Here is a 3,061-nt window from a genome sequence, read left to right as displayed (position 1 = left end):
GGAGGGCGGGGCCCGCTGATCGTCGCCGCGCTGCGGTTCGTCGACGACCGCGCGCACGTCGACCCCCTCACCGGTCACGTGCGGATCGACGTGCGCAGTTGCGGCCCCGGTCAGGCCGACCGCACGGCGCTGGATTACGCGCTGCGACTGGCGGCCGAGGTGGACGGCCGGGCCGTCGCCGTCACGGCCGGGCCACCCGCGGCCGACGCGATGCTGCGCGACGCGCTGGCCGTCGGTGCCCACGCGGTGCTGCGCGTGGACCTGCACCGCGACGACCCCGTCGCCGTGGCCGCCGACGACGGTGCCGGCGTCGCCCGCGCGCTGGCCGACGCGATCACGACGGCGTTCGGCCGCCCCGAACTGGTGCTGTGCGGTGACCATTCCGCCGACCGCGGGACGGGCAGCACCCCGGCGCACCTGGCCGAGGAACTGGGCGCGGTGCAGGCACTCGGGCTGCTGGGGCTCTCGCGCGAAGGAAACGGTCTGCGCGCCGTGCGGCGGCTGGACGGCGGGCGACGCGAACTCCTGGCCGTCCCGCTGCCCGCGGTGTGCTCGGTGGAGCCGGCGACCGTGCGGCTGCGCCGGGCGTCGCTGCCGGCCACGCTGGCCGCCCGCGGGGCACCGGTTCCGGTCGCCCAGGTCGTGGTCGCCCACGACGGCCGGGTGCAGTTCGGCCCGGCGCGAGCCTATCGGCCGCGGCCGCGGGTCCTGCCGTCGCCGGAGGCCACCGACCCGCGGCAGCGGCTGCTCGCACTGACCGGGGCGCTGGTGGAGCGCACCCCGCCGCGGGTGATCCGGCCGGCCTCGCCCGCGCAGGCGGCCGACGAGCTGCTCGGTTACCTGCGCCGGCACGGCTACCTGGCCGACGAGTGATCCGTTGCCCCTCCTCGAAGATCTGACCTCGCCCGAGCTGGGCGGGACCGCGCGGCGGACTCTGGTCGTGCCGGTCGGTTCGGTCGAGCAGCACGGACCGCACCTGCCGCTGAACACCGATGTCGCCGTCGCTTCCGCGGTGGCGGCGCTGGTGCTGGACCGGGACCCGTCGCTCGTCGTCGCGCCCGCCGTGGCCTACGGCGCGGCCGGCGAGCACGAGGGCTTTCCCGGCACCGTTTCCATCGGACACGAGGCGCTGCGGCTGCTGCTGGTCGAGCTCGGCCGCTCGGCCTGCCGGTGGGCCGCCCGGCTGCTGTTCGTCAACGGCCACGGCGGCAACGTGGCGACGGTGGTGGACGCCGTGGCCCGGCTGCGTTACGAGGGTCGCGACGTCGCGTGGGCACCGTGCGTCGCGCCCGGGGTCCCTGGTGACGCGCACGCCGGGCGCACCGAGACCTCGCTCATGCTCGCGCTCGCCCCGGATCAGGTTCGACCGGATCTCGCTGCCGCCGGCAACACCGCGTCGCTGCGCGAGCTGCTGCCCGCCCTGCGGGCCGGCGGGGTCGCCGCCGTCAGCCCGAACGGGGTGCTGGGCGACCCGGCGGGGGCGTCGGCGGAGGAGGGTCGCATGCTCCTCGACGGGATGGCCGATGACCTCGTCGCGGCGCTGCAGCGCTGGCAGCCGGGCCCCGACGGCCGCCTCACCTGACCCCGCGGGTCGGCCGTCCCGGGAGCGCCGTCCCGGGCGCGCCCAGGTCGGCCGTCCCGGGAGCGCGACTCGGCCCCCCGAAAGCACCGACTCGCGCTCGGGATGACCGCGACTCGCGGGGGAGGGGTCAGGGGTTGTGGGCCAGCAGGAGCGGGACCAGTTGCTCTTCTGCCGAGAGCGAGCCGTGCTGCCCCTGCAGTCGCGACAGCAGCGGCTCGGCCACCGACCGGATCACCGCCGCGGTTCCGCGCAGGGCGACCACGACGTCGCCGATCCGCTCGGGGACGTGCGCGCCCAGCGGGCCGAACCAGCCGTCGGCCACCGCCTCGTCCCGAGCCACCACCCACGCGTCGTCGCCGAGGACCTCGCGCCAGACGGCGAGCACGTCGGGTGCCGCGCCCGGCCGGGTGTAGACGTGCCGTGCCCGCGCGTCACCGCCGAGCAGGCGCACGCCGTCGCGCAGCCGCTCGTCGGAGTCGGCGTCGTAGGAGCGGGTCACCTGCACCATGCCGTGATCACCGGTCACCGCGAGCACCGCGTCGCCGGGTAGCTCCTCGGCGATCGTCGCGGCCAGCCGGTCGATCTGGCGCAGCTGCCAGCGCCACGGCGCCGACCCCGGCCCGTGCAGGTGGCCGAGCGTGTCGAGGTCGGCGTGGTAGGCGTAGCAGAGGCGGCGCCCCGGCCCGGTCAGCGCGCTGATCGCCTCGGCGGCGAGGTCGCCCAGCGCGTGCACGCCCCGGAACTGGCCGCCGCGCAGCGCCGCCCGGGTCAGCCCGGAGCCACGCTGGATCCGGGGCGCGACCACCGCGACGTGAATGCCGTCGGCGGCGGCGCGCTGCAGCGCGGTCGGCATCGGCTGCACGTCCTCCGGCGGCAGCCGTTCGCGCAGGTCCTCCGGCTCCCGGTTGCCGTGCGTGGTCCAGCGCAGCGAGTCCAGCAGCTCGTCGTGGCCGGCGCGGAACGAGATGCCGACGATGCCGTGCGCGCCCGGCGGCAGCCCCGTCCCGAGCGTGGTCAGGCTGATCGAGGTGCTGGACGGGAAGCCGACCGTCAGCGGCCCGGCGTCGGTCAGCCCGGCGAGGAACGGGGCGTCGGCGGCGTAGCGGTGCAGCAGGTCCGAGCCCAGCCCGTCGACCAGCAGCAGGCAGGCCGCCCGCACCGGCGGGATCGGTGGCCCGGTGACGGCCCCGGGCACGCCGAGTGCACCGAGCAGGGCCGGCAGCACCTCGGCCAGGGAGCGATGGCCGTACCGGGGCAGGACCGGGACGTCCGCGGCGGCGGTCGGTTCAGGCGGCACGCGCTGAGCGTGCCACGCCGGCGGGCGCCGCTGCGCCACTGATCGTCGAGCGGAACCGAACGCCCGGCTCGCGTGTCGAGAACGGCGTTACGGTCGCTCCTGCGCGGATTTTCTACCGAAACGCCGTTCTCGAGGATCAGGCCGGGTGATGCGGGGGCCTGGGTTGCCGGGCGGCGGGGAGG

The 3,061-nt window shown here is 76.8% G+C and carries 3 protein-coding genes; 2 read left to right on the top strand and 1 reads right to left on the bottom strand.

The genetic code is table 11. From position 1 onward, the window contains the following. The coding region (locus tag HF519_RS29740) for a mycofactocin-associated electron transfer flavoprotein beta subunit (protein WP_169416271.1) at window positions 1-873 on the top strand (873 nt) is incomplete at its 5' end. A 4-nt stretch (window positions 874-877) separates the two neighbouring features. Next, window positions 878-1,582 (top strand): mycofactocin biosynthesis peptidyl-dipeptidase MftE, encoded by a 705-nt coding sequence (gene mftE / locus HF519_RS29735; RefSeq protein WP_169416270.1) that lies wholly within the window; start codon window positions 878-880, stop codon window positions 1,580-1,582. A gap of 127 nt (window positions 1,583-1,709) precedes the next feature. Here mftE and HF519_RS29730 read toward each other — a convergent pair whose 3' ends face one another. Beyond that, window positions 1,710-2,879: an alkaline phosphatase family protein gene (locus HF519_RS29730; RefSeq protein ID WP_312860429.1), complete on the bottom strand. Its 1,170-nt coding sequence runs from the start codon at window positions 2,877-2,879 to the stop codon at window positions 1,710-1,712. Between the last annotated feature and the right edge of the window lie 182 nt (window positions 2,880-3,061).

Origin of the sequence: Pseudonocardia bannensis, from assembly GCF_012911875.1 — a bacterium.
Classification (GTDB): Bacteria; Actinomycetota; Actinomycetes; order Mycobacteriales; family Pseudonocardiaceae; genus Pseudonocardia; species Pseudonocardia bannensis.
This window is presented reverse-complemented; position numbering and strand designations above follow the sequence as displayed.